Source organism: Plantactinospora sp. CNZ320 (assembly GCF_002846275.1).
In genome coordinates this window covers 3,598,855-3,623,865 of the sequence record NZ_PJMP01000001.1, presented here as the reverse complement: position 1 = coordinate 3,623,865, position 25,011 = coordinate 3,598,855, and the positions used below count along the sequence as shown (strand labels likewise).

The following is a 25,011-nucleotide window of genomic DNA, read 5'->3' as shown; positions in this document are numbered from 1 at the left end:
GTCAGGCTGGTGAGCCATCGGTCCGGCGTCGGCGGATCATCAGGAAACCACCGATCGCGGCTGCCCCCAACATGCCCGCGCCGGCTGCCGCCCGACCCGAGTTCGTGCTGGTGGCGCCGCCGTCACCACCGGGTACGGAACCCCGGGGCAGTACGACGATCCTGCCCGTCGCGTTGCACGCCCCCCAGGCCCGGTAGTGCCCCGGCTTGGTCTTGTGCGGCACCTTGGCCCAGGCCCAGTAGACGGCCTCGTCGCCGTACGCGGCCTGGCCGCCCTGACCGCCGTCCGCCTGCTCGTCGCCCATGTCGGGCTGGCCGTCCTCGGGCAGCATGGGTTGGCCATCGTCCGGCGGGGTCGTGGGTTGACCACCGTTCGGCGGGGTCGTGGGCTGGCCACCGTTCGGCGGAGTCGCCGGCTGGCCGTCGTCGTCCGGCTGACCGCCGTCGGCGGGCGGGCGCTGCCGTTCCGGTACCCGAACGCCGTCCTCCTCGACGGGCTTGAGCCAGAGCTTGCCGGTGACCTTCGACGACACCCAGGCCCGCTCCACCGGGTACTCGCACTTCAGGATGACCTTGAACTTGTGTCCCGGCTTCACCCCCTTCGGCACGGTGTGGATGTGGCCCGTGTTCTCCCACTCGTGCGGACCACCGTCCGCCAGAGCGGTTCCGGGCGCGCAGATCAGCATGGCCGCGGCACCGAGACCGGCGACGGCCACCACCTTCCCCAGCAACTTCCTACTCATGACTCGTAGTCACTCCTTCCCCGTTGGGTCTGCTCGACAGCGAGCCGAGCCAGACCTGACGTTAGCTAGTTTGTGAGGAGATGTCGGGATTATGGATGTTCCTTCGGAAACATCGCCTGTGAGTGGTAGAGGGGTACTCACGTCGAGCCTGTCCGGATCGGTTCGGCGCCGACGGGTACGGGGGACAGCGGCGTACCGCTGTCCCCCGTGCGCCTCGGAGTTGCCGAGCCGTCGACCGGCTACCCGGCGAACCGCGCGAAGGCGACGACGTTGTCCGGATAGGAGCCGCTCCGCTCGTCGAAGTCCCCGCCACAGGTCACCAGGCGCAGCCCCGGTGCCTCCGTCGGGCCGTAGACCAGATCGGTGGGAAAGGCGCTCTTCGGGTACGACTTCACGCCCTCCACCGCGAAGTTGGCCAGGCTGCCGTCCTCGCGGATCACCTGGATGCTGTCGCCGGGCAGCAGCGCGCCGAGCCGGAAGAAGACCGCCGGCCCGATCTCCTTCGAGTCGACGTGGCCGACTATCACCGAGTTGCCGGGCTCACCCGGGGTCGGACCCGACCGGTACCAGCCGGCCAACTGTGCCTTGGCCAGCGGTGGTACCTGCACCATGCCCTCCGGGGTGAGCCCCACGGGCATGATTGTCGCGTCCACACCGATCTTCGGAATCGTGATCTTGATCGGTTCCGACCTGGCCAGTACCCGGTCGGCGGTCACCGGCGCCGGTGACACATCGGGCCCGCCCTCCGGGGTGGGCGTCGGCGCGGCGGCCCCGAGATCGCCTCCGGTCGCGGCGTCACCTGTCAGCGGCTCATCCGGTGCCGCGCCGGCGCTCGGCTGCGGCGGCACGACCGGGTCTGGCGCGTTGAGTGCGGCGCCGACCAGTCCGGCGCCGACCAGGGCGAGCAGGGCGACGAGGGCGGTGCCGGCGATCCGCCACGGTCTCCCGTGACGGCCGCCGGCACCGCTCGCCGTCGCGTCAGACGGCTGACTCATCGGTACGGCGCTGCCGCATCAGCACCAGTCCGCCGAGCCCGGCCAACCCGAGCATCCCGACCCCGGCGACCGCGAGGTTGTCGCTGCTGCCGGAGGTCGCCCCACCGTCACCGCCGTCGACCCAGCCCTTCGGCAGGACGATCAGCTCACCCTCGCCGCAGGAGCCCTTGAGCTCGTACGATCCCGGCTTGGCATCCCAGGGGATGGTGACGCTGGTCCAGTACTCGTAGCCGGCCTTCTTCTCCGTCCAGCCCTGCTTGCCGTCGTCGGCCTTCTCGCTCTCCTCGGCCTTCTTGTCGCCTTCCCAGCCGCCCTTGCTCGGCTCGGCCCGTTCCCAGCCGTGCTTGCCGTCCTCGGCCTTCTTGCTCTCTTCGGCCTTCTTGCCGTCCTCGGCCTTCTTGTTGTCTTCCCAGCCGCCCTTGCTCGGCTCGGCCCGCTCCCAGCCGTGCCTGGAGTCCTCGGCCTTGCCGTCCTGCCAGCCGTGCCCGCCGTCGTCGCGCGCCATCCCGCCGGTGCCGCCCGGCTGTCCGCTGGGCGGCTGGTAGCCCTCGGGCTGCTGGGGCTGGCCGCTCGCCGAAGGCGACGGCGACGGCGCTGGTACCGCGTCGGCCGGACCGGGTGCCGCGGGTGCCTCCTCGGCGGTCGACGGAGCGGATTCGGGGCCGTAAGCGCCGTTCTCCGCCGGGGCCGACCCCTGCTTCTGCTTGTAGCGGCGGTACTCCTGGTATTCCTGGTACTCCTTGTACTTCAGGAACTCCTGGTACTCGCGCTCCTTCTTGTAGTCCTCCCCGCCCTGGTACTCCTCGCCCTGGTAGCCGCCGGAGTCCTCGGGCTTGCGGTCGGCCTGGTGGCCGTCCTTCTGCTCGCCCCGGTAGTCGTGTCCGGCCCGGTAGTCGTCCTTGTGGGCCTTCGGGGCCAGGTCCACCTTCCCGGTGACCTTCGACCACAACCAGGCGTGCTGTTGCGCCTCGGCGCAGACCTCGATGAGTTCGACCTTTTCCCCAGGCTTCGCGGCGTGCGGCTTCGCGTACGCCCGGCCCGAGCCGTCCCGCTGGTGCCCCTCGGGGTGGTAGCCGCCGTCCGCGAGCGCGGCCGAGGGGGAGAAAACGAGTAGAGAAGCGCCGCCGAGAGCGGCTCCTGCAATCATCTTGCCGAGGAACTTCTTGGACATGACTTTCGTCATCCTTCCCTCTTGCCTGAGCCCGTCGGGAGACGAGCCATGACCGAGATTATGCGAATTTGTGAGCTTTCATCAGATTCTTTCGTCATTTCCCCGATCGGGTGCAGAGCCGCCCGGACGCGTCGCCTGGGACCTCTGGCGGCTACCGGACGGCTCGGGCCCGGCTGCGTGTTCCCGGGCGCTGCCGGACGGATTCCGCTCCCCGGTCCCCGGTCGGCGGAAACGGGGGATCCGCACAGCGGTGCCGGGCTCGGACCTCTCCGGGCCTGCCGTGCCGAATCGGTCCGACTGCGCCGGTTTCAATGGGTTCCGGGCGGCAGTGCGGGGTAGGCTCCGCTGCGGAGCGGGTCGTGCCCGCCGGCCGTGCCGCCGCAGGTCGTGGCGGCGACCGGCGACGAGCGCCACGACCAGGGAATCGTCATCCATCGGTATCGAGGTGTTGTGATGGAAGCGCTCCCATGCAAGAATTCATCCACTGTGCTGGGGGAGCCACACCGCGCAGCGGACGCCGAGGGCAGCCGGTTTACCGGACGGCGTCGTCACGGTCGCTGACCAGGCGGCCGGCACCACCACCAGTTGCGCCCGTCCGGGTCGGGCATTCCGCAAGTCCCCCCCATGGCGTGCACTGACGTACCCACCTGGCGCGTCGACAGTGTGACCGCCGCGCCGGTTCCGCCTGACGTGACCGGCTGGCTCAAGGAGATCAGTGGCATGAATTCACGGAGTAGATTGTCCGTCCGGCAGAAAGCCGTCGCGGTGGCCGGTGCGAGCGCTTTGGTCGCCGCCGGTCTGGTCACCATCCCGGCGTCGGTGGCGCAGGCGGCACCCGGGTGCAGCGTCACCTACAGTGCCAACCAGTGGCAGGGTGGTTTCAGCGCCAACATCACCATCCGCAACGTCGGTGACGCGATCAACGGCTGGACCCTCCAGTTCAGCTTCGCCGACTCGAGCCAGCGGGTGACCCAGGGCTGGTCGGCCAACTGGACGCAGTCCGGCAACCAGGTGACCGCCACGAACATGTCGTGGAACGGCAACCTCGCCACCGGCGCCTCCACCGGCATCGGCTTCAACGGGTCGTTCAGCAGCAGCAACCCGGCGCCGACGTCGTTCAGCATCAACGGAACGACCTGTAACGGCACCGCGCCGACGACCGGCCCGACCACGGGTCCGACCACCGGCCCGACGACCGGTCCGACCACCGGCCCGACGACCGGCCCGACCGGCAACCCCACGGCCCGGGTGGACAACCCGTACGCGGGTGCCCGGGGTTACGTGAACCCGGAGTGGAAGGCCAAGGCGGAGAGCGTCTCCGGCGGCAGCCGGATCTCCAGCAACCCGACCGGCGTCTGGCTGGACCGGATCGCCGCGATCGAGGGCACCCCGGACAGCAGCTCGAACGGTTCGATGGGTCTGCGTGACCACCTGGACGAGGCGCTGGCGCAGAACGCCGGCTACATCCAGCTCGTCATCTACAACCTGCCGGGCCGGGACTGTGCGGCGCTGGCCTCGAACGGTGAGCTTCCGGCCGACGCGCTGGGCAGGTACAAGACCGAGTACATCGACCCGATCGCCGCGATCATGGGCGACACCAAGTACAGCAACCTGCGGATCATCGCGATCATCGAGATCGACTCGCTGCCGAACCTGGTCACCAACGTGTCGCCGCGGGCGACCGCGACCGCGCAGTGCGACACGATGAAGTCCAACGGCAACTACGTCAAGGGTGTCGGCTACGCCCTGGCCAAGCTCGGTGCGGTGCCGAACGTCTACAACTACATCGACGCCGGACACCACGGCTGGATCGGCTGGGACGACAACTTCCGGCCCTCCGCGCAGATCTTCGCCGAGGCCGCCCGCGCCGAGGGCAGCACCACGGCCAACGTGCACGGTTTCATCGCCAACACCGCCAACTACTCGGCCACGGTTGAGCCCTACCTGAACGTGACCGAGCAGAACCGGCTCTCGAAGTGGATCGACTACAACCGGTACGTGGACGAGCAGCGCTTCGCCCAGGCCCTGCGCACCGAACTGATCTCGCAGGGCTTCTCCAGCAGCATCGGCATGCTCATCGACACCTCGCGTAATGGTTGGGGCGGCTCGGGCCGGCCCACCGCCGCGGTCACCACGGGCACCGTGGACGAGCAGGTCGACGGCTCCCGGATCGACCGCCGGATCCACCTCGGCAACTGGTGCAACCAGAGCGGTGCCGGCCTCGGTGAGCGGCCGCGGGCCAACCCGGCCACCGGAATCGACGCGTACGTCTGGATCAAGCCCCCGGGCGAGTCGGACGGCTCCAGCACCCAGATCGACAACGACGAGGGCAAGGGCTTCGACCGGATGTGCGACCCGACCTACACCGGTAACCCGCGGAACAACAACAACATGAGCGGCGCGCTCTCCGGTGCCCCGATCTCGGGTGCCTGGTTCCCGGCGCAGCTCACCGAGCTGATGCAGAACGCCTACCCGGCGCTCTGACCAGCGAAGAACAGGGATAGCTACAACAGCACAGCCAGCAACACCAGGGCGGTCCCCGGCCGGCGCGGCAACGCGTCGGGCGGGGACCGCCGCCGTTCGGTGACGGGTCAGGGCACCGTCTTCTCCACCGCGCTCGCCGTACCCTCCCGGTCCAACTCCTCGCTGGCCCGCCGTACGTTCTCGGGGGTCGGGTCGCGGCCCTGTGCCGCCGCCAGATCCTCCGGATCCCACGGCTGCTCCGCACCGGTACGCGTGTCACCCGCGCCCCCGGCACCCTGCCCGTACGGGTCGCCGAGCAGGTCGTCGGTGGGTGGAAAATCGCCCGGAACGTCCTCTGGGTCCACGAAGTCGGGGTTCTCGGCGCCCGGCCCGCCGTCGACGGTGAACTGCGGTACGGCGGTCTCGTCCTCGATCGCGGCAGCCACCTCCGGACTCTCCTCCAGCGGCCGGTTGCGGGTCGGATCGCGCTCGGTCATTGCGGGCTGCCCTCCTGTGGTGGATGCGACGTGCGGCTGACCGGTCTTCCGGGTCGATACCCCGGCAGATCCGCGCCATGCCTGTCGACCGCCACCGCCTCACCGCGCGGGCGCGAACATCTACCCAGTGCCGTCGCGGACACCTCGACCAGTGCCGTCGCGGACACTTCGCCGGGCCGGGCACGAGCCGGGCCGGATCGGGCGGGGCAGGCCGTTGCGTCCCGGTCGCTTTCCACTCCTGTTTCCGGCGTACCCCGGAGGGCTGGATCGACGACGGCTCCCCGCGCCCGCCACTCGGGCGGGCCTCGGGGAGCCGTCGGGGTCTGGGTCGTCGGCTACTGACCGAGCAGCCGGTCCAGGAAGTCCCGGTGCCGGCGGACCACCATCCGCAACTGTTCGGTGTCGGCCGCACCCTCGTCCTGCCAGCCGCCGAGTTCGTCACGCTGCCGGGTCAGGGCGGCGGTGACCGCCTCCACGGACTCCCGCACCAGCCGGTGCGCCTCCTCGGTGGCACCCGGCGGGTCGTCGACGAACCGGAGCTGCACGTCGCGCCAGCGGTCCCGTAGCCCCCGCACGGTCTCCTGGTCGAGGATGGCCACGATCGGCTCGGCCGGCGCGGCACCGGGCGGCAGGTTGCCGTCCGCCGTGACGGCCGCGCCGTCCACCGTGTCGTCCACGGTGGACGTGTCGCCCGGACCGTCGGCCTCCGTCCGGGTACCGGCACCGCCGGCCACCGCGTCGGGATTGCCGGCGTTGAACACGTCCGGGTTCACCGGATGCGCCACTCCGACCGCCGAGCCCTCCGGCACGGGTCGGCCGAGCGGGTCGGCCTCGACCCCGTCGATCCGGTCGTCACCGACCCCGTCGATCCGGTCGTCGGCCGGACCGTCCCCGGAACGGACGGTGTCCTCGTTGCGCGGGTCGCGGTGAGTGCCGGCCAGCGCGGAGGCGGCGACCGCACCGCCGACGCTCGTGGCGCCGAAGCTGGTGGGCAGCGGCGCCGGCTCGTGGAACTCCGGTGCACCGGAGCGGTCCCGGGCGTCGCCCCGGGCACCGTCGGCGTCGTCGGTCCCCTCGGTGTCGTCGACCCACTCGGTGTCGTCGATCCGGGCCGTGGCGTCCGGATCCGTGTCGGCGTCCTTGCCGGCGTCCGCCCCGGCGGTGGCGGGCACCTTCCGGGTGTCGTCGTCGGTGTGCTCGGCGTTGTCGGTGTGCTCGGCGGCGCCGGTGCCGGCGGTGACGTCGGTCTGGCTGGCGTGCACCTGGCTGGCGTCGGCGAGGTCGCCCCGGTCACCGGTGCCCGCGCCGTCCCGGTCCAGGTCGCCGGTGTGGCTCGCCGGGGAGCGCTCGGCAAGCGCGTCGTCGTCCAGCGCGGCGTCCTCGGCCTGCTCCTCGGCGGACCGGCTCTCGCCACGCCGGTCGTCCCGGGTCCGTGCCGAGGTGGTCGCGTCGGGCGAGAAGGCCGGTTCCGACCCGCTGGTGGCGAGGTCGCTGTCGTAGGAGCCGCGTTCGTCGAGTGCGTCCGGGCCCTGGTCGCCGGTACCCTCCGGATACCGGTCCCGCTGCCGGCCGTCGATCTGGTCGGGGCCGGTCACGGGTACCGGCTCGGAACGGATCACGTCGGTGTCGGTCTGCTGTTCCTGGTGGCGCATGGTGGAGTGCCTCCTCACCGGCTCGGTACGTCCTGCGGGGTGTCCGGACGGGTCCCGTCCGAGGACTGGCGTACGGGGTCCTCGCCGAGCAGGTCGGCGAAGAGTTCCCGGTAGTGCACGACGGCCTGGCGGAGCTGCTCGGTGCTGGCCTCGCCGCGCTCGTTGCGCAGCTGGATCTCGTGCGCGTCCCGGTAGTGGGTCAGGGTGCGGGCATGCTCGACAGAGAGGTGGGCGATCTGGTCGTCGTAGTCGCCGACCGGGTAGCCGCGTTCGGCGATCAGCCGGGTGACCAGTTCGTCCGCCGCGCCCACCGCCTCGGCCGGGGCGTCGACGAACCGGGCCTGGATCTCCTCCCAGTCGGCGGCGTAGCGGCGGCGGGATTCGGCGGAGAGTGGAGTGAGCGTCAACTCCGCGTGGCGGCGTTCACGTTCCCGGAGTTCCTGCTCGGCGGCGGACCGGCTCTGCTGGTCGGCGACCGCCCGGTCGTACTCGGGGCCGAAGCGGCTGCGTAGCGCCCGGCGGCGGCTGGCGACCCAGATGGCCGGTACGGCGGCGGCGAGGGCGAGGACCACAAGGACGATGAGGGCGACTTCTATGGGCGACATGGCTCCTCCTTCGTCTCCTGTTATTCCCGCTCGGCCCTGATCGCCAATCCAGATCTGGCACAATTTCGTGCCCGCCGAGGTCCCCGCCGACGGGAACCGGTGCTCGCCGGTCGGAACCGGTCGCCACCGGGCCTGACCGGGAGAAATGGTGCGAATGGCGGGGACGAAAGGCGTTCTACGGGCAGACGGCCACCCTCCCACTGCCGGCGAGGCGGTCGGCCGCCTAGAATGCCGGACGTGACGTACCGACATTAATTCCGCACCCGTGGCCGGCCCGGCCCATCCTGCCGGGGCCCGCCGGGGCGTTCGTGACCGTGCTCCGAGTCCGAATCGTCCCGTGGGAAAGCCTCATGCCCGTCACCTCGTCAGCCGCGCCGCCCGTCGGCGCGCTGCGCTTGACCACCACCTTCTACCTCTACGCGTTCCTGGACGACTTCGTCCTGCTCTACCCGGTGTACGCGCTGCTGTTCACCGACACCGGCCTGTCGGTCGCGCAGATCTCCTCGCTCTTCGTCATCTGGTCGCTGACCGGGATCCTCCTGGAGGTCCCCTCCGGAGTCTGGGCCGACGCCGTGTCCCGTCGGCTGCTGCTCGCCGTCGCCCCGCTGCTCGGCGCCGTCGGCTTCGGACTCTGGGTCGCGGCACCCTCCTACTGGGTCTTCGCACTCGGCTTCGTGCTCTGGGGCGTACGGGGTGCACTCCAGTCGGGTGCCGCCGAGGCCCTGCTCTACGACGAACTGGACCGACGCGGCCTCGCCGCCAGGTACGGGCGGGTGATCGGGCGGGCCAGTACCGTCAGCCTGCTCGGCGCGCTGCTGGCCATCGCGGTCGCCACCCCGGTCTTCGCGGTCGGCGGCTACCCCGCGGTCGGGGTCGCCAGCGTGCTGGCCAGCCTGCTCTGTGCGGTCGTCGGACTGGCGCTGCCGGAGCACCGCAGACCGGCATCCGACGGCGTGCCGACCGGCCCGGAGGAGCAGTCGCCCGGCCACCTGGCGATCCTGCGGGTGGCGCTGGCCGAGGCCCGCAAAAGCCGGGCCGTACGCCACGCACTGCTGCTCCTGCCGGTGATGCTCGGCATCTGGGGCGGGCTGGAGGAGTACGTGCCGCTGCTGGCCGGTGAGGTCACCGGGCCGGCCGGGGTGCCGCTGCTGGTGCTGCTGGTCTGGGCCGGGGTGATGGTGGGCGGCCTGCTCACCCCGCTCGGGCAGCGGCTGACGGCCCGGTGGTTGGGCACGGTGGTCGGGGCGGCCTCGATCGCGCTGGCCGTGGGGGCGATGACCGGCCGGCCGGCGGGCTTCGTACTGGTGGCGGCGGCGTTCTGCGCCCTGCAGATGGCCAGCCTGGTGGCTGACGTACGCCTCCAGGAGAGCATCAGCGGACCGGCCAGGGCCACCGTGACCTCGCTGGCCGGGCTCGGCACCGAACTGGTCACCATCGGGGTGTACGGCGGATACACCCTCGTCTCGACGGTCGCCGGGCACGGGGTGGTCTTTGCGCTGCTCGCGTGCCCGTACCTGGTGCTGGCGCTGGGGTTACGCCGAGCCGGGGCGAGTTGGGGTCGGGCGAGTGGGGACCGACCGGGGGCGGACGGTACCCGGCGGGACGCGCTGACGCCGCTGTAGTGATCCGTGATGGCAGGAACCGCCGGCCGGGCGCGACGTCGACGCGTACGGCCCGGTTCCGGTGGTCGGCCGGTGACACCGATCGGTACGGCTGGATGCGTCCCGATCGCGTCCCCGGCCGACCCCATCGACGGGAGTCGAGATCAATTGGCAAAGACAGTTATCAATTTATTTGTCGGATTGGATCAACCAGAGACCCGTTCTCCGGTAGTGCGCGCGGCTTCGATTACGTATCCTGCCGAAGGCACGCGCGCCCGTGACCCTCGGACTCTGGCCGGAGCCGCGGGCCGCCGGTGCGGGTGTCGGCCCTGACAATCCCCTTCCGGCGAGGTCTGATGGAAACCCAGAACTGGCCGATCCGCTCGAAGATCGTCGCGCTGGTCGCCGTGCCGATCCTCGCGTTGTCGGCGCTCTGGATCTTCGCGACCACGCTCACCGTCGGACCCGCGTCGAACCTGCTGGCCACCCAGACCCTGCTGGACGAGGTCGGACGGCCGGGCGAGACGCTTGTGGTGGAGTTGCAGCAGGAGCGCCGGCTCTCGGTGCGGCAACTGGTCGACTCCAGCGGCGCCACCGTCCTCGCCGACCAGCGGATCCGCACCGACCGGGCGATCGCCGAGTTCCGGCGCCGGACCTCCGACCCGGACCTGCGGGACACCACCGGCGCGTTGGTCGACGCCCGGATCGACCAACTGCTCACCGCGGTCGACGCGCTGCGCTCCGGACGCGTCTTCATCGACCGCCGGACCGTCGACGCCAGCGGAGCGCTCGGCCTCTACAGCGGAATCATCGACGCCGCGTTCCGGATCTTCTCCGCGCTGAACACGCTGCCGGACGAGACCCTGGCCCGGGAAGCCCGGCTGCTGACCGAACTCGGCCGGGCCCGGGAGGTACTCGCCCAGGCCGACGCGCTGCTCGCCGGTGCGTTCAGCGCGGGGCGCTTCGCGCCGGGCGAGCACGCCCAGTTCGTCCAGATCGTCGGCACCCAGCGCTTCCTCTACGCGGCCGCGACGGCGGAGCTGCCGGACGCCGACCGGGTCGCGTACCAGCAGCTCACCGAGGGGGACGACTACGTCCGGCTGCGCCGGATGGAGGACGACCTGATCGGCCGGGGCGGCAGCGGCAGCCTGCCGGTCGACGCCCGACAGTGGCAGAGCAGCTACGACTCCGTCCAGCGGCAACTGCGCGACTTCGAGATGAGCGGTGCCGACGCGCTCGCCGACCGCAGCCGGCCGGTCGCCGCCGGCATCCTGGTCCGGTTGGGTCTCGCCGGCCTGCTCGGCTTCGTCGCCGTACTCCTCTCGGGGATCATCGCGCTGCGCATCGGCCGTTCGCTCGTCCGGCGGCTGACCAGCCTGCGAGCCGCCGCGCTGAACATGGCCGACGAACGGCTGCCGGACGTCGTCGGTCGGCTGCGCAGGGGCGACGAGGTGGACGTCGAGACCGAGGCGCCGCCGCTCGACTACGGGCAGGACGAGATCGGTCAGCTCGGTCAGGCGTTCAGCGAGGTGCAGCGTACGGCCATCGCCTCGGCGATCGACGAGGCCGCGCTGCGCCGAGGTCTGCGGGACGTCTTCCTCAACATCGCCCGGCGCAGCCAGACCCTGTTGCACCGCCAGCTCGCACTGCTGGACCGGATGGAGCGGCGGGCCGCCCAGCCCGACGAGTTGGAGGACCTCTTCCGGCTCGACCACATGGCCACCAGGATGCGGCGGCACGCCGAGGACCTGGTCGTGCTCGCCGGGGCGGCGCCCGGCCGGGGCTGGCGCAACCCGGTCTCCATGGTGGACGTGATCCGGGGCGCGATCTCGGAGGTCGAGGACTACGCCCGGGTCGACCTGGTCACTGTGGCACCGGCGGCCACCGCCGGGCGGGCGGTCGGCGACGTCATCCACCTGCTGGCCGAGCTGATCGAGAACGCGACCTCGTACTCGCCGCCGCACACCCGGGTGCAGGTCACCGGGCAGGTGGTCGCCAACGGGTACGCGATCGAGATCGAGGACCGGGGCCTCGGCATGACCACCGAGGCGATCGAGCAGGCGAACCGTCGACTGGCCGACCCACCGGACTTCGACCCGGCGAACAGTGCCCGGCTCGGGCTGTTCGTGGTCGCCCTGCTCGGCGCCCGGCACGGCGTACAGGTGCGGTTGCGTCAGTCCCCGTACGGCGGGGTGACGGCGGTGGCGCTCATCCCCGCCGACCTGGTGGTACCCGACACGTCCACCCCGTCGGCGGGCCGGGGTGACTCCGGTGTCGAGCCGGAGGAGAAGACCCACGACGGCGGTCCCCGCATCGGTGCCACGGACGGCTCGGAGACGATCGAGCTGCCGACCCGGTCCGGTCCGGCCCCCGGGATGGCGGCCGACGATGCCGAGCCGCCTCCCGGAGCCGGCCCCACCACCGGGCTCGGGCCGCGCCGCCGGGCGGGCGCCGCGTTGGCGGCGCTGGTCGCCGCAGGCCGGCCGGAGACACCGCAGCCCGCCCCGGCGGCCGACGCCGCGCCGCGACCGCCGACGGCCGACTCGACCGCCGATCCGACGGACGCCACCACGACGCCCCTCGCCCCTGGCACACCGGCGACCACGACGTCCCTCGCGCCTGGCACACCGGCGACCACGACGCCCTCCGCCGCAGGCGCACCGGCGACCACGACGCCCCCCGCCGCAGGCGCACCGGCGAGTACGGCGGGGGCGCCCGCCAGACCGCTGTCCCGCCCGGCGATGGACGACGACACGGTGGTCCTTCCGGCGGTCCCGCCCAGCGGCGGACCGGTACGCCCGGCCACCGGCACGATCGGCGCCGACGGCCTGCCCCGGCGGGTCCGGCAGAAGAACCTGGCGCCGCAACTGCGCAACGGACCCGTGGCCGACAACCCCGACCGGGATGCCAGAGCTGCCGGCGGTACCACCGACGCGGAGTCGGACGAGCCGCAGCCGCGTACCCCGGAGCAGGTGCGGGCGGTGATGGCCGCGTTGCAGTCCGGTACGGCGCGGGGACGGCGGGACGCCGAGGCACTGGCGCCGCCAGGTGGCACCTCCGATGCCACCGCCCGGGTCGCCGATCCGGGTGTCACGAATTCTGAAGGGGACGGGTGAGTGGTGCACACGACGACGCCGGGTGCGGATCTCAGTTGGCTGCTCGACGACCTCGTGGAGCGCGTACCGTCCGCGCAGCAGGCCGTACTGCTGTCCGCGGACGGACTGCTGATGGCCGCGTCGCGGGACCTGGCACGGGAGGCCGCCGAGCACATGGCGGCGATGGCGGCCGGTTTCCAGTCCCTGGCCAAGGGGGCCAGCCGGCACTTCCAGGCGGGACCGGTCCGGCAGACCGTGATCGAGATGGAGGCCGCGTTCCTCTTCGTCACCGCCGCCGGTCAGGGGGCGTGTCTCGCCGTACTGGCCAGCGCGGCGTCCGACATCGGCGTCATCGCGTACGAGATGGCGATGCTTGTCACCCGGGTGGGGCAGAACCTGTCCGCGCCGAGCCGAACATCGCAGGCGCCGGCAGATGCGCAGTGACGCACCTGGGCCGCACCACGACTGGCTGGACGAGGACGCCGGGCCGGTGGTCCGGCCGTACACGATGACAGGTGGTCGGGTCCAGCCCTCGGCGGGCCGGTTCGACCTGATGGCGTTCGTGGTGGCCGGGCCGCCGCGGGAGGAGGGCGACGACGGTCCGCTGCCGCACCCGGAACAGCGGGCGATCATCGCGCGGGCGCAGCAGCCGATCACCGTCGCCGACCTCGCCGCCGACCTCAACCTGCCGGTGGGGGTGGTCCGGGTGCTCCTCGGCGACCTGCTCGCCGGCGACCGGATCCGGATGTACGACCCACCCACCTCGCGGCACTTCCCCGACGACGACATCCTCAAGGCGGTGGTCAATGGACTCCGGGCTCTCTGACCAGGGGACGGCGAAGCGGCGCATCCCGCTCGCCCTGAAGATCCTGATTGCCGGCGGCTTCGGCGTCGGCAAGACGACCCTGGTGGGCGCGGTGAGCGAGATCCGCCCGTTGCAGACCGAGGAGGTGCTCACCGACGCCGGTGTCGGCACCGACGACCTCTACGGCGTGGAGGGCAAGCAGACCACCACGGTCGCGATGGACTTCGGCCGGATCACCATCAACCCCGATCTCCAGGTCTATCTCTTCGGCACGCCGGGGCAGGACCGGTTCTGGTTCCTCTGGGACGAGTTGGCGTTCGGGGCGCTCGGCGCGGTGGTGCTCGCCGACACCCGCCGGCTCGCCGACTGCTTCCCGTCGGTCGACTACTTCGAGCGCCGGGGCATCCCGTTCGTGGTCGGGGTCAACTGCTTCGACGGGGCGAAGCGGTTCGGCACCGAGGCGGTGCGCAGCGCGCTCGACCTGGACGCGGACGTGCCTGTCGTACTCTGCGACGCGCGCAGCCGGCAGTCCGGCAAGGTCGTACTGGTCGCCCTGGTGGAGCACGTCGCCGCCCGCCGCGCCGAGCGCGTCTCGGCGAACTGACCGCGTCGTCCCGTCCCCCTCGTCCGGTCGCCCTCGCCCCGTCGCCCTCGCCCCGTCAGCCGGTGACCACCAGCACGTCCAACCGGCGTGGGCCGTGCACGCCCTCCACCCGGTCGAGTTCGATGTCGCTGGTCGCCGAAGGCCCGGAGACCAGGGTGATCGGCCTGGTCGGGTCGGTGAGCCGGGCGAGCGCCTCCGGGACACCGTCGACGACCTGCGCGGCGTGGACCACGCAGAGGTGGCGGTCGGGTACCAGGCTGAGCAGCCGGCGCCCCTGGTCCGGCCCACCGTCCAGCAGCAGCGTGCCGGTCCGGGCGATCGCAACCGCACAGCCGGTGACCACTGCCACGCCCGGCGCGTCGAGGTCGGCCACCGTCAGCGGCTCCGGGTCGCCGTCCCGCCGGATCCGGCCGAGGTACGTCGAGAGCCACTCCTCCGGCGCCTGCCCGGGTACGACAACTGTCGGCACCTCGCCCAGCAGTTCGGCGAGCGCCTCGGGCAGCTCCGGCGACCCGCAGCGGCGTACCGTGGCCCGGTAGTCGACCAGGCGGTCGACCAGCAACTCGATCAGTTCCGGGTCGGCGGGTGCCGCCTTGGCCGGGTTACCTGCTGCCGGGTCACCGGAAGTCGGGGCGGTGCGGTAGTCCCGGGGCACCGGCACTGTCGCGTCGGGCCGGGCGGCCCGGATCCGGGCCAGGATCTCCTGCCGGGCCGAACTCGGCACCGCCATCACCGGTCCTCCTGTTCGCTCGTGCGGTCCCGTCCGGCCCACCAGTCCCGGAACGTCTGGCCGGCCGGCAGCGGGGCGTCCCGGCTGGCGGTCCAGGCCGACAGTGGCCACGGCAGCCGGCGTACCTGCCCGCGTCTCCCGGCGACGACGCGCAGCGGGGCCGCGCCGCGCCGGGCGGCCCGGAGCGCGGCCGTGTACCGGCGACGGTCCCGCATCACCCAGGACAATGCCCGCATCGCGGTACGTTCCGCCGAGGGGCGGCCCCGGCGCGCGTCCACGCCCCGCTGTCGCAGGTGCACCAGTACCTCGGGGATGTCGATCCGGACCGGGCAGGCGTCGAAGCAGGCGCCGCAGAGCGTCGAGGCGTACGGCAGGGTGCGGTTCGCGCCCGCCTCCGGCCCGGTCATCTGCGGGGAGAGGATGGCGCCGATCGGGCCCGGATAGACCGAGCCGTAGGCGTGCCCGCCGACCCGCTCGTAGACCGGGCAGACGTTCAGGCAGGCGGAGCAGCGGATGCACCGCAGCGCCTGCCGGCCCACCGGATCGGCGAGCGTCTCGGTACGCCCGTTGTCGACAAGCACGATGTGCATGTCCTGCGGCCCGTCGCCGGGGGTGACCCCGGTCCAGAGCGAGGTGTACGGGTTCATCCGCTCCCCGGTCGAGGAGCGGGGCAGCAGTTGCAGGAAGACCTCCAGGTCGCGGAAGGTCGGCAGCAGCTTCTCCACGCCCACCACCGAGATCAGCGTCTCGGGCAGGGTCAGGCACATCCGGCCGTTCCCCTCGGACTCCACCACCGCCAGCGTTCCGGTCTCGGCGATGGCGAAGTTGGCGCCGGAGATGGCCACCCGGGCGCTGAGGAACTTCGCCCGCAGGTGCCGGCGGGCTGCCTCGGCGAGCGCGGGCGGGTCGTCGGTGAGCGCGTCGAGGTCGACCCCGGGCATCCGGCTGGCGAAGATGTCCCGGATCTGCCGGCGGTTGTAGTGGATCGCCGGTACCAGGATGTGTGACGGGGTGTCGTCGGCGAGTTGCACGATCAGTTCGGCCAGGTCGGTCTCGACCGCCGCGATGCCGGCCTCGGCGAGCGCCTCGTTGAGGCCGATCTCCTGGGTGGCCATCGACTTGACCTTCACCACCTCGGTGCTGCCGGTCTGCTGGACCAGCTCGGTGACCAGGGCGCACGCCTCGGTCGAGTCCCGGGCCCAGTGCACGGTCGCTCCGGCGGCGGTGGCGACGGCCTCGAACTGTTCGAGCAGCTCCGGCAGCCGGGCCAGTACGTCGTCCTTGATCGCCGCACCGGACCGGCGTAGCGCCTCCCAGTCGGGCACCTCGCCGACCATCCGGAGCCGCTTGTCCCGGATCGTGTGGGTGGCCCGGCGCAGGTTCGCCCGGAGTTGCCCGTCCGCCAGTTCGCGCCGGGTCGCGGTCGGGAACGGCAGCGGCGCGACGATGTTCCCGGTACCCGTGCTCATGCCGGCTCCCTCCGGTAAGGCGGGGGCCCTTCTACAACAGAAAGCGATAAGAAGGGGCCCTTCCTTGCAGGCGAGATCATGCCGGCTCCTCGGTGTTCGCCAGGATCTCCGCGTAGTGGATGGCGCGGGGCGCGTCCGGTGTCGAACCCGCACGCCGGGACAGGCCGCCGCCGATGTGTGCCAGACAGGAGTTGTCGGCCGCCGCCACGTACGCCGCTCCGGTGTCGTGCACCGCCGCGCACTTGTCGGCGAGCATCGCGGCGGAGACGTCGGCGTTCTTCACCGCGAAGGTGCCGCCGAAGCCGCAGCACTCCTCGGCACCGGGCAGCGCCACCAGCTCCAACCCGCGTACCGCGCGCAGCAGCCGCAACGGCCGGTCACCGAGCCGGAGCATCCGCAGGCCGTGACAGGTCGGGTGGTAGGTGACCCGGTGCGGGAAGGCGGCACCGACGTCGGTCACCCCGAGCACGTCGACCAGCAGTTCGGAGAGTTCGTGGACCCGGGGCGCCAGCTCTGCGACCGCCGCCGCCAGGCCCGGGTCCCCTGCGGCGAGCCGGGGGTACGACTCCCGCACCATCGCCACGCACGAGCCGGACGGGGCCACCACCGCTTCGTACCGGCCGAAGGTGTCGACGAAGCCGCGTACCAGGGGCAGCGCCTCGGCCCGGTAACCGCTGTTCGCGTGCATCTGCCCGCAGCAGGACTGCTCGACCGGGAACTCGACTGTGTGGCCGAGCCGCTCCAGTACGCGTACCACCGCCCGGCCGGTGCCCGGATAGACGAGGTCGTTGACGCAGGTGACGAAGAGGGCTATCCGCATCGGGCTCCTTCGAAGAACGGCAGATGCCGGTCGGCGGCGGCGAGCAGGTGCTCGCGCATGGCGCTGCCGGCGGCGTCCGGGTCGCCGGTGCCGATCGCGTCGACGATCCGCAGGTGTTCCCGGCTGCTGATCCCGTAGTGCGCGGTGGGGAAGTGCAGCCGGAACAGGTGCAGGTGGGCGCGGAGCCGGACCACGGCCTCGTGCAGCATCCGGTTGCCGGAGCGTTCGGCGAGCAGGTGGTGGAAGCGCGCGTCCTGGGCGGTGAAGGCGGCGATCGCGGCGAAGCCCTCGGTCCCGGGCGTCTGGTCGGGCAACTCGGCCTCGCGGCGGAGTTCCGCCAGCTCCGCCTCGGTACCGCCGTCGTGCCCGCTGTCGTCGTCGCGCGCGGTGGCGCTGCCGTCGTGCCCGGCTCCGCCGTCGTGCCCGGTGTCGCCGCCGTGCAGGGTGGCTCCGCCGTCATGCGCGGTGGCGCCGGCCGGTTGCCGGGCGAAGCGCTCGGCCAGCCGCCGCGCCGAGGCGGTCTCCAGGATCAGCCGCATCTCCACCAGCTCGTCGAACTCGGCCCGGGTGAGCAGCGGTGCGGCGGTGTAGCCGGCCAGTGGCCGTTTCCGGACCAGCCCGTCGGATTCCAGCCGGGCCAGGGCCTCGCGGACCGGGGTCGGCGACACCTCCAGCCGGCGGGCCAGCGCGTCGATGTTGATCCGCTCGCCGGGGGCCACGGCATGGTCCATCACGAGGGCACGCACCGACTCGTAGACGTCGTCGGCGAGGGTGGTCCGGCGAGCCGGTCGGAGCAGCCCGTTCACGATCGAAGATCCTATAGGATTGCATCGCCAATCGAAAGGTCCTCAACATCCGACCGGCGATTGTCGAGCCGCTCGGCGGGTACGGCCGGCACGATCGCCGAGCCGGCGGCGACGGACTCTGGTTTGATCGTGCCGGAGCGGCGCGATCCGGCAGTGGTCGGCCAGGAACGGAGCGAGCGATGTCGAGCGGTGCCGAGATCGTCCACATCGGCTGCTACACGGCGCACAGCGGTGGGCGCGGCACGGGCATCGTCGCCGCCCGCCGGGACGCCGGGACCGGCGGGCTCGACCTGCTCGGCGTGGTGGCCGAGACGCCGTCACCGTCGTTCCTGGCCCGGCATCCCCGGCTACCCGTGCTCTACGCGGTCAACGAACTGCCGGAGGGCACGGTCAGCGCCTGGGCGATCCACCCCGACGGCGCGCTGAGCCCGCTCGGGGTGCGCTCCACCGGCGGCGTCGAACCGTGCCACCTCGCCGTCGACCCCGGCGGGGAGTTCCTCTACGTGGCGAACTACGGCAGTGGCAGTGTCTGCGTACTCCCGCTCGATCCGACCGGAACGCCGGGTGACCGGACCGATCTGGTCGCCCACGACGGAGCCGGGCCGGTACCGGACCGCCAGGCGGGGCCGCACGCGCACATGGTCTCGCCCGATCCGGCCGGCACCGGACTGCTCGCGGTCGACCTCGGCACCGACACGCTCCACCGGTACGAGCGCGACCCGCAGGGGCGGCTGCACGCCACCGCCCGGTACCCGACCCGGCCCGGCACCGGCCCCCGGCACCTGGCCCGGCACCCGGACGGTCGGCGCTGCTTCCTCGCCGGCGAGTTGGACGCCTCCGTCACCGCGTACGCAATCGACGACGACACCGGCCGGCTGGTCGAGCGGGGGCGGGTCGAGGCCAGCCGGCGCCCGGGTCACGTCCAGCCCTCGGAGATAGTGGTGGGCCCGGACGGCCACTTCCTCTACCTGGCGAACCGGGGCGTCGGCACGGTGAGCGTCTTCGCGCTCGACGACGCGCTGCCCCGTCACCTGGCGGAGGTCCCCTGCGCGGGGGACTGGCCCCGACACCTGGCGCTGCTCGGCGGGCACCTCTACGTCGCGCAGGAGCGGGCCGACGTGGTGGCGGTATTCGCGGTGGATCCGGAGTCCGGGATACCGGCGGCGTCGCCGAGCCGGGTGCCGGTGCCGAGTCCGACCTGCGTGCTGGGCACCGAGCCTTTAATTCTTGGATAAGTCTCCATAAGATCTTTTTGGCAGGTCCTGGCCTGATGAGGCCCTGTTGGGCGGCATTCTGCACGGTACGGGGCCACTCGACTACCCGAAGTGAACGATCTTCGGAAAGTATCTGCTGCCTCGGTAACATTCCACCGTTCGCCCCTGGCACGGCCTCGCAGGAGCCCGCAAGATGGTCACGTGCCTGGCCGCCATCGCATGCGTAGACGTATCCGTGGGGCGGGCGCCATCGCCAGCGCGATGGTGCTCGCCCTGGTCGCGGTGGGAGGGTGGTACGGCTATCGGCAGTGGACGGGTTCCGGCTGCTCGGGTGAGCTGACGCTCACCGTCGCCGCGGCGCCGGAGATCACTCCGGCCATCGAGAGGACCGCCGCCGACCTGAGCGCCGACAAGGTCGAGGTCGACGGTCTCTGCGTCGCTGTCCAGGTCACCGCCAGCGAGTCCGTGGATATGGCCGCGGCCGTCGCCGGGCAGCACGGTGTGTCGCTCTCCGAGGTGGGACAACCCGGCGGCGGCACCACGCTGCCCAACGTCTGGCTCCCCGACTCCTCGACCTGGCTGCTGCGGCTGCGTCAGCAGGCCCCCGCGTTCGCACCGCAGAACAACACCTCGGTGGCGCGCAGCCCCGTGGTGGTGGCCATGCCGGAGCCGCTCGCCACCACCGTCGGCTGGCCGCAGAAGAAGCTCGGCTGGAAGGACCTGCTGGGCAGGATCACCAGCGGACCCCAGCTCAAGACCGGTCTCGTCGAGCCGAGTCGGGACGCGGCCGGGCTCTCCGGGCTGCTCTCGCTGGCCACCGCCGCCCAGTCCGGCGGCGGGGCGCAGGCCCAGCAGAAGACCACTGCCGCCCTGCGGGCCCTGGCCACCGGTGTCTCGGCGGTCCGCGAGGAGTTGATCGCCCGGTTCCCCAAGGCGACCGACCAGACGTCCATCGCCCGAGGGCTGGGTGCCGCGGCACTCTCCGAAGAGGACGTCATCGAGTTCAACGCCAAGAAGCCGCCGGTTCCGCTCGCCGCCCTCTATCTGGAGCCGGCACCGATCTCGCTCGACTACCCGTACGCGGTGATGCCCGGGATCGAGTCGGCCAAGGCGGTGGCCGCGGAGAAGCTCTTCGCCGCGCTCGACACCGAAGCCTTCCGCCGCCAGTTGGCCGAGCAGGGGCTCCGGGCACCCGACGGCACCTGGGCCGACGGCTTCACACCGCCCCGGGGTGCGCCGAGCCCCGCCGGCACCCAGCCGGCACCGACCAGCCCGGCACCCAACCCCGGGGGTACGGCCGGCGGCGGCGACGGCGCCACAATCGAGCGGGTGCTGTCGAGCTGGGCGGTCGCCACCCAGTCCGGCCGGATGCTGGCGATCATCGACATCTCCGGCTCGATGTTCGAGAAGGTGCCCACCGCCAACAACGCCACCCGGATGCAGGTGACCCTGGAGGCGGCCAGGCGCGGCCTCGCGCTCTTCGACGACTCCTGGGCACTTGGCCTCTGGGTCTTCTCCACCGAGTTGGCCGGCTCCCGTGACTACCGTTCGCTGGTGCCGATCGGCCCGATGTCCGCCCAGCGGGAGCAGTTGGAGCGCGAGCTCGCCGCGATCACCCCGAAGCGGCTCGGCGACACCGGCCTCTTCGACACGATTCTCGCCGGCTACAAGGCCGTGCAGGACGACTGGCAACCCGGCCGGGTCAACTCGGTGGTGATGCTCACCGACGGGAAGAACGAGGACGAGGACGGGGTCAGCCAGGCGCAACTGCTCGCCGAGCTGAAGCGGATCAACGACCCGGACCGGCCGGTCCAGGTGATCATCATCGGCATCGGTGCCGAGGTCAGCAAGGCCGAGCTGGACTCGATCCCCAAGGTGACCGGCGGGGCCGCCTTCGTCACCGAGGACCCGGCCAAGATCGGCGACATCTTCCTCCAGGCGATCGCCGCCCGCAAGGAGACCCCGCCGCGCTGACGCCGGCTCCACCCGCCCACGCCCGCCGTACCGGCCAGTGCCGGCACGGCGGGCGTCGCGCTTCTCCGGCCCGGGGACCGATCGGGTCGACACCGCGTACGTGAGCAGCCCGAGCAGTTTCGACGCAAACAAATGACAGTAATCTGTCCGAAGCTCTCAGTGACGCCCCCGGTGGAGGAAGATGTCGGAGTGCCTCGGGGCCGCTCTGCCAGGGCAGCAGCGGCTGACCGGGTGCCCCCTGGAGCGAGGAGGGCCGGTGACGTCGGCGACACTGCTGAGCCCTGCCACGATGCCTCCAGAGCCCACCTCGGGGGCATCCGCCTCGTCATCCCGGACACGTCAGCGCGGCTACATCAGGGCGCTGCTCGGACTCGACACCGTCATCCTGGTGCTGGCGGTGATCGGCGGTTACTTCGCCCGGTTCGGTGGCGACGAGCCGCGCGGCTCCGACATCCCGTACGTGATCGTCGGGCCGGCCCTGGTAGTCGCCTGGCTGGTCTCGCTCAAGGCGTTGCGCTGCTACGACCACCGGGTGCTCGGCTACGGCGCCGACGAGTACCGCCGGGTCAGCTCGGCCAGCCTGCGGCTCGCCGGTGGAGTCGCGATCGCCGGCTACCTCGCCGACGTGGGAGTCTCCCGGGGATTCCTCGGCATCTCGTTCGCGGTCGGCACCGTCGGGCTGGTGATCGCCCGGTTCGCCGCCCGCAAACGACTGCACCGGTCCCGGTCCCGGGGCGGCGGCTGGTCCCGGCGGGTGCTGGCGGTCGGTGACACCGCGCACGTACTGGAGTTGGTGCACACGCTGCGCCGCGAGCCGTACGCCGGCTACCAGGTGGTCGGCGCCTGCATCCCGGACGCCCTGCTGGCGCCGGTGCCGCAGCGCCTCGGCGACGTACCGGTGATCGGGTCGTTCCGGACGATCGTCGACGCCGCCGGGGCGATCAACGCCGACACGGTGGCGGTGACCGCCTCCAACGAGCTGACCGCCACCCGGCTGCGCCGGCTCGGCTGGCAGTTGGAGGGGACCGGGGTCGACCTGGTGCTGGCCCCGGCGCTCACCGACGTCGCCGGGCCGCGGATCCACACCCAGCCGGTCGCCGGGCTGCCGCTGATCCACGTCGAGGCGCCGGAGTTCCGTGGCGCCCGGAAGGTCGTCAAGGCATTCGTGGACCGGGCCCTGGCCGCCGCCGCGCTCGCTGTCGCGCTGCCGCTGCTCGCCGTCATCGCCCTCGCCATCAAACTGGACAGCCGGGGGCCGGTGATCTTCCGGCAGATCCGGGTCGGCCAGGGCGGCCGGGAGTTCGGGGTGTACAAGTTCCGGACCATGGTGGTGAACGCGGACGCGCTGCTGGCCGAGCTGGCCACCAGGAACGAGACCGACGGCCTGATGTTCAAGATGCGGGTCGACCCCCGGGTCACCCGGGTCGGCCGGATCCTGCGCAAGTGGTCCCTCGACGAGTTACCGCAGCTCGCGAACGTGCTGTTCGGGCACATGAGCCTGGTCGGGCCGCGCCCGCCGCTCCCCTCCGAGGTGGCCCGCTACGACGGCGACGTCGCCCGCCGGCTGCTGGTGAAGCCGGGCATGACCGGCCTCTGGCAGATCAGCGGACGATCCGACCTGAGTTGGGAGGACGGCATCCGGCTGGACCTCTACTACGTGGAGAACTGGTCGCTCGCCGCCGACCTGACCATCCTGTGGAAGACCTTCGGTGCGGTGGTCCGGACCCGGGGCGCGTACTGACCCCGGGTCCGGCACCTCCCCGCCCCCGGGGTCAGATCCCGTACCAGTCCAGGCAGACCACCACGGCGTCGTCCACCAGGTCGCTGCCGACGAACGCCCGCAGGTCGCCGAGGAGCGACCGTACCGCCTCTAGCGGCGCCATCGGCCCGGTCCGCCGGACGGACCGGTGGAGCGCGATGTCGCCGTACCGGCCGGTGCGGGAAGTCGCGTCGAGCACCCCGTCGCTCACCACCAGGAGCCGGTCGCCCGGAGTCAACTGGAAACCCTGCGACTGGTAGATGGTGCCGTCGAACATGCCGAGCGGGAACTGGTCGTCAAGCGGCTGGTCGAGCACCTCACCCTTGCGCAGCACGAGCAGCCGGGGTGATCCGGCGTCCACCGCGGTCACCGCGCCGGTGTGCAGGTCCAGCTCCAGCAGCAGCGCGGAGAGGTGCTGGATCCCCTGGTGGTAGGCGTAGATCGCCTGGTCGGCCAGGGCGGCCTGGTCGGCGAGTTCGAGACCGGCCCGGCGGGCGTTGCGCAGCGCGTTGGTGCCGAGGCAGGTGAGCATCGAGGCGCTCACCCCCTCGCCCATCCCGTTCATCGTGGAGAGCCAGAGCCGCTCGCCGTCGTCGGCCCAGTCGAAGCTGTCGCCACGCACCGCGTACGCCGGTTCGAGCTGGCCGGCGAGGCTGAACGAGGGACGGATCCGGCTCCGGCCGGGCAGCAACTCCCACTGCATCTCGGCGGCGAGGGTCAGCCGGCGGGTACGGGCGCCGACGGTGTACCTGTCGGTGCCGGGCCGTACCGTGACCAGCTCGTGTGCCAGCGCGGTGGCCGCCTGCGCCAGCTCGTCGTGCCGGTCCGGGTCCTCCGGCACCGGCGCGAGCCGGAGTACCCCGAGCCGCTCGCCGCGCATCGTGACCGGGAGATAGAGCGTCCCGTCCTGGATCACGTCTGTCTGGTGGTCGAAGCATCGCCAGGCCGGGGTGCCGGCCCCGACCACCGGGTCGCCACCGCGCAGCGGCACCAGGGCGGCCAACCGGTAGTCGACCTGGAGCAGTTCCGTCTCCGTCATCCCGTACGCCCTGTTCAGCTCCGTGCCCAGCCGCTCGACCACGGAGTCCGCCGGAGCCTCGGCGAGGGTACGACTGATCTCGGCCAACCTGCCGCTCATCTGCGGCCCGCCGATCTGGCGGCCGTCCGGACGTACCGTTCCGGATGATCCAGATGGGTTGTGCCGGAGCGCACCGGTGCGGTCGACCGCGTGACGGCGGTAGGGTCAGGATCACCATGGCTGAATCCGGCGGTCCCGGCGGACCGGATCCGACCCTCGCCACCGCGGTGGACACCGCTGCGGCGGCGCTGCTGTCGGTCTGGGACTCGGCCCGGGAACAGATGAACGGGCGACTGTCCAGCTCTCAGCTGCGGGCGCTGATGGTGGTCGAGCAGTTCGACGGGATCAACCTCCGGGGGCTGGCCGGGATTCTCGGCATGCTGCTCTCCTCGGCGAGCCGGCTCTGTGACCGGCTCGTCGCGGCCGGGCTGCTGGAGCGGGAGCCGGGCCGGGCGGATCGCCGGGAGATCTCCCTGCATCTCACCACGGTCGGCCAGAAGCTGCTGAACGAGATCCGCGCGGACCGGCGGGAGCGGTTGGCCGAGACGCTCGCCGGAATGAGTGCGGCTGGACGGCAGGCGCTGCTGCGCGGGCTCGTCGAGTTCGACCGGGCGTTCCGGGCGAACGTCGAGCCGACCGAACGGTCGGCCTGAGCCGGCCGGCGGTCGTCCGTCGGCGCGGTCCAGATGCCGGGCGGTGGGGCGAACCCAAGCCCGTGCTCCGGGTCGTCGAGGTGTGCGCATTGGCGCTGGCACTCCTGTCGGCAAGAACCCTCTCCGCCTTCCTTCCGGGTCCGTGCAGGTCACAGGCGGAAGTCGGGGCGCTTGCGATGCGCTGTCCAGGTCGAGGAAGGTCCGATGGTTGATGAGCGGAATAGTTGTCCGGGGGCAACAATAGCGACCGGGCGCTCGGCTCCGGCGCCACGGTCGCC

Annotated in this window: 21 protein-coding genes; 10 read left to right on the top strand and 11 right to left on the bottom strand. The window is 71.9% G+C overall.

Annotation, left to right across the window (positions count from 1 at the left end):
• Position 1: 1 nt before the first annotated feature.
• The 3 genes from CLT71_RS15920 to CLT71_RS15910 all read right to left on the bottom strand — a co-directional run bounded on the left by CLT71_RS15920 (position 2) and on the right by CLT71_RS15910 (position 2,908).
• Positions 2 to 742, bottom strand: a complete 741-nt coding sequence (locus tag CLT71_RS15920; protein ID WP_101367805.1) for a hypothetical protein — start codon at positions 740 to 742, stop codon at positions 2 to 4.
• 239 nt (positions 743 to 981) lie between these two features.
• Positions 982 to 1,737: a class F sortase gene (locus CLT71_RS15915; RefSeq protein ID WP_101367804.1), complete on the bottom strand. Its 756-nt coding sequence runs from the start codon at positions 1,735 to 1,737 to the stop codon at positions 982 to 984.
• The gene (locus CLT71_RS15910) at positions 1,721 to 2,908 is read right to left on the bottom strand and encodes a hypothetical protein (protein ID WP_101367803.1); all 1,188 of its coding nucleotides are present in this window, start codon (positions 2,906 to 2,908) and stop codon (positions 1,721 to 1,723) included. The genes CLT71_RS15915 and CLT71_RS15910 overlap by 17 nt, the downstream gene beginning before the upstream one ends.
• 720 nt (positions 2,909 to 3,628) lie before the next feature.
• Between CLT71_RS15910 and CLT71_RS15905 the strand changes: the two genes are divergently transcribed.
• Positions 3,629 to 5,392 (top strand): glycoside hydrolase family 6 protein, encoded by a 1,764-nt coding sequence (locus tag CLT71_RS15905; RefSeq protein WP_101371488.1) that lies wholly within the window; start codon positions 3,629 to 3,631, stop codon positions 5,390 to 5,392.
• 107 nt (positions 5,393 to 5,499) lie between these two features.
• On the opposite strand, the gene CLT71_RS15900 is transcribed toward CLT71_RS15905, so the two are convergent.
• From CLT71_RS15900 to CLT71_RS15890, 3 genes are all read right to left on the bottom strand, one after another.
• A complete protein-coding gene (locus CLT71_RS15900) occupies positions 5,500 to 5,868 on the bottom strand; it encodes a hypothetical protein (RefSeq protein WP_101367802.1) in 369 nt (122 codons plus the stop codon).
• Between the two features lie 335 nt (positions 5,869 to 6,203).
• Positions 6,204 to 7,520 carry a hypothetical protein gene (locus CLT71_RS15895; protein ID WP_101367801.1) on the bottom strand — a complete coding sequence of 439 codons (1,317 nt, stop codon included), beginning with the start codon at positions 7,518 to 7,520 and terminating at the stop codon, positions 6,204 to 6,206.
• 14 nt (positions 7,521 to 7,534) lie between these two features.
• Positions 7,535 to 8,125, bottom strand: coding sequence for a hypothetical protein (locus CLT71_RS15890; protein ID WP_101367800.1), 591 nt, complete (start codon positions 8,123 to 8,125; stop codon positions 7,535 to 7,537).
• Between the two features lie 254 nt (positions 8,126 to 8,379).
• Here CLT71_RS15890 and CLT71_RS15885 point away from each other — a divergent pair, with 254 nt between their 5' ends.
• The 5 genes from CLT71_RS15885 to CLT71_RS15865 all read left to right on the top strand — a co-directional run bounded on the left by CLT71_RS15885 (position 8,380) and on the right by CLT71_RS15865 (position 14,230).
• Positions 8,380 to 9,747: an MFS transporter gene (locus CLT71_RS15885; RefSeq protein ID WP_486483683.1), complete on the top strand. Its 1,368-nt coding sequence runs from the start codon at positions 8,380 to 8,382 to the stop codon at positions 9,745 to 9,747.
• A gap of 335 nt (positions 9,748 to 10,082) precedes the next feature.
• Positions 10,083 to 12,842: a nitrate- and nitrite sensing domain-containing protein gene (locus tag CLT71_RS15880; RefSeq protein ID WP_101367798.1), complete on the top strand. Its 2,760-nt coding sequence runs from the start codon at positions 10,083 to 10,085 to the stop codon at positions 12,840 to 12,842.
• Positions 12,843 to 13,265 (top strand): roadblock/LC7 domain-containing protein, encoded by a 423-nt coding sequence (locus CLT71_RS15875; RefSeq protein ID WP_101367797.1) that lies wholly within the window; start codon positions 12,843 to 12,845, stop codon positions 13,263 to 13,265.
• Positions 13,255 to 13,647 (top strand): DUF742 domain-containing protein, encoded by a 393-nt coding sequence (locus tag CLT71_RS15870; protein ID WP_101367796.1) that lies wholly within the window; start codon positions 13,255 to 13,257, stop codon positions 13,645 to 13,647. Before CLT71_RS15875 ends, CLT71_RS15870 begins: the two co-directional genes overlap by 11 nt.
• Positions 13,628 to 14,230 (top strand): ATP/GTP-binding protein, encoded by a 603-nt coding sequence (locus CLT71_RS15865; RefSeq protein WP_101367795.1) that lies wholly within the window; start codon positions 13,628 to 13,630, stop codon positions 14,228 to 14,230. Before CLT71_RS15870 ends, CLT71_RS15865 begins: the two co-directional genes overlap by 20 nt.
• A gap of 55 nt (positions 14,231 to 14,285) precedes the next feature.
• Here the strand turns inward: CLT71_RS15865 and CLT71_RS15860 are convergent, their stop codons facing one another.
• The 4 genes from CLT71_RS15860 to CLT71_RS37025 all read right to left on the bottom strand — a co-directional run bounded on the left by CLT71_RS15860 (position 14,286) and on the right by CLT71_RS37025 (position 18,055).
• On the bottom strand, positions 14,286 to 14,960 hold the full coding sequence (locus CLT71_RS15860) for an LUD domain-containing protein (protein WP_101367794.1): 675 nt from the start codon (positions 14,958 to 14,960) through the stop codon (positions 14,286 to 14,288).
• Positions 14,960 to 16,429, bottom strand: a complete 1,470-nt coding sequence (locus tag CLT71_RS15855) for a LutB/LldF family L-lactate oxidation iron-sulfur protein (protein ID WP_101367793.1) — start codon at positions 16,427 to 16,429, stop codon at positions 14,960 to 14,962. The genes CLT71_RS15860 and CLT71_RS15855 overlap by 1 nt, the downstream gene beginning before the upstream one ends.
• Before the next feature lie 76 nt (positions 16,430 to 16,505).
• On the bottom strand, positions 16,506 to 17,249 hold the full coding sequence (locus CLT71_RS15850) for a (Fe-S)-binding protein (RefSeq protein ID WP_101367792.1): 744 nt from the start codon (positions 17,247 to 17,249) through the stop codon (positions 16,506 to 16,508).
• The gene (locus tag CLT71_RS37025) at positions 17,240 to 18,055 is read right to left on the bottom strand and encodes a GntR family transcriptional regulator (protein ID WP_158242246.1); all 816 of its coding nucleotides are present in this window, start codon (positions 18,053 to 18,055) and stop codon (positions 17,240 to 17,242) included. The genes CLT71_RS15850 and CLT71_RS37025 overlap by 10 nt, the downstream gene beginning before the upstream one ends.
• A gap of 179 nt (positions 18,056 to 18,234) precedes the next feature.
• Between CLT71_RS37025 and CLT71_RS15840 the strand changes: the two genes are divergently transcribed.
• The 3 genes from CLT71_RS15840 to CLT71_RS15830 all read left to right on the top strand — a co-directional run bounded on the left by CLT71_RS15840 (position 18,235) and on the right by CLT71_RS15830 (position 22,984).
• On the top strand, positions 18,235 to 19,290 hold the full coding sequence (locus CLT71_RS15840; protein WP_101367791.1) for a lactonase family protein: 1,056 nt from the start codon (positions 18,235 to 18,237) through the stop codon (positions 19,288 to 19,290).
• A 198-nt stretch (positions 19,291 to 19,488) separates the two neighbouring features.
• Positions 19,489 to 21,243, top strand: a complete 1,755-nt coding sequence (locus CLT71_RS15835) for a substrate-binding and VWA domain-containing protein (RefSeq protein ID WP_199187612.1) — start codon at positions 19,489 to 19,491, stop codon at positions 21,241 to 21,243.
• A gap of 256 nt (positions 21,244 to 21,499) precedes the next feature.
• On the top strand, positions 21,500 to 22,984 hold the full coding sequence (locus tag CLT71_RS15830; protein ID WP_486483286.1) for a sugar transferase: 1,485 nt from the start codon (positions 21,500 to 21,502) through the stop codon (positions 22,982 to 22,984).
• 31 nt (positions 22,985 to 23,015) lie between these two features.
• On the opposite strand, the gene CLT71_RS15825 is transcribed toward CLT71_RS15830, so the two are convergent.
• The gene (locus CLT71_RS15825; RefSeq protein WP_486483285.1) at positions 23,016 to 24,128 is read right to left on the bottom strand and encodes a PP2C family protein-serine/threonine phosphatase; all 1,113 of its coding nucleotides are present in this window, start codon (positions 24,126 to 24,128) and stop codon (positions 23,016 to 23,018) included.
• Positions 24,129 to 24,256: 128 nt separating this feature from the next.
• Between CLT71_RS15825 and CLT71_RS15820 the strand changes: the two genes are divergently transcribed.
• On the top strand, positions 24,257 to 24,733 hold the full coding sequence (locus CLT71_RS15820; protein ID WP_101367787.1) for a MarR family transcriptional regulator: 477 nt from the start codon (positions 24,257 to 24,259) through the stop codon (positions 24,731 to 24,733).
• Positions 24,734 to 25,011 lie beyond the last annotated feature (278 nt).

Bases quoted from the DNA above. Each gene is read 5' to 3' on its own strand.
- CLT71_RS15880 (WP_101367798.1), top strand. From the start codon at position 10,083: ATGGAAACCCAGAACTGGCCGATCCGCTCGAAGATCGTCGCGCTGGTC.
- CLT71_RS15865 (WP_101367795.1), top strand. From the start codon at position 13,628: ATGGACTCCGGGCTCTCTGACCAGGGGACGGCGAAGCGGCGCATCCCG.
- CLT71_RS15820 (WP_101367787.1), top strand. From the start codon at position 24,257: ATGGCTGAATCCGGCGGTCCCGGCGGACCGGATCCGACCCTCGCCACC.
- CLT71_RS15905 (WP_101371488.1), top strand. From the start codon at position 3,629: ATGAATTCACGGAGTAGATTGTCCGTCCGGCAGAAAGCCGTCGCGGTG.
- CLT71_RS15860 (WP_101367794.1), bottom strand. From the start codon at position 14,960: ATGGCGGTGCCGAGTTCGGCCCGGCAGGAGATCCTGGCCCGGATCCGG.
- CLT71_RS15915 (WP_101367804.1), bottom strand. From the start codon at position 1,737: ATGAGTCAGCCGTCTGACGCGACGGCGAGCGGTGCCGGCGGCCGTCAC.
- CLT71_RS15895 (WP_101367801.1), bottom strand. From the start codon at position 7,520: ATGCGCCACCAGGAACAGCAGACCGACACCGACGTGATCCGTTCCGAG.
- CLT71_RS15900 (WP_101367802.1), bottom strand. From the start codon at position 5,868: ATGACCGAGCGCGATCCGACCCGCAACCGGCCGCTGGAGGAGAGTCCG.
- CLT71_RS15910 (WP_101367803.1), bottom strand. From the start codon at position 2,908: ATGTCCAAGAAGTTCCTCGGCAAGATGATTGCAGGAGCCGCTCTCGGC.
- CLT71_RS15855 (WP_101367793.1), bottom strand. From the start codon at position 16,429: ATGAGCACGGGTACCGGGAACATCGTCGCGCCGCTGCCGTTCCCGACC.
- CLT71_RS15840 (WP_101367791.1), top strand. From the start codon at position 18,235: ATGTCGAGCGGTGCCGAGATCGTCCACATCGGCTGCTACACGGCGCAC.
- CLT71_RS15835 (WP_199187612.1), top strand. From the start codon at position 19,489: ATGCGTAGACGTATCCGTGGGGCGGGCGCCATCGCCAGCGCGATGGTG.
- CLT71_RS15870 (WP_101367796.1), top strand. From the start codon at position 13,255: ATGCGCAGTGACGCACCTGGGCCGCACCACGACTGGCTGGACGAGGAC.
- CLT71_RS15890 (WP_101367800.1), bottom strand. From the start codon at position 8,125: ATGTCGCCCATAGAAGTCGCCCTCATCGTCCTTGTGGTCCTCGCCCTC.
- CLT71_RS15850 (WP_101367792.1), bottom strand. From the start codon at position 17,249: ATGCGGATAGCCCTCTTCGTCACCTGCGTCAACGACCTCGTCTATCCG.
- CLT71_RS15920 (WP_101367805.1), bottom strand. From the start codon at position 742: ATGAGTAGGAAGTTGCTGGGGAAGGTGGTGGCCGTCGCCGGTCTCGGT.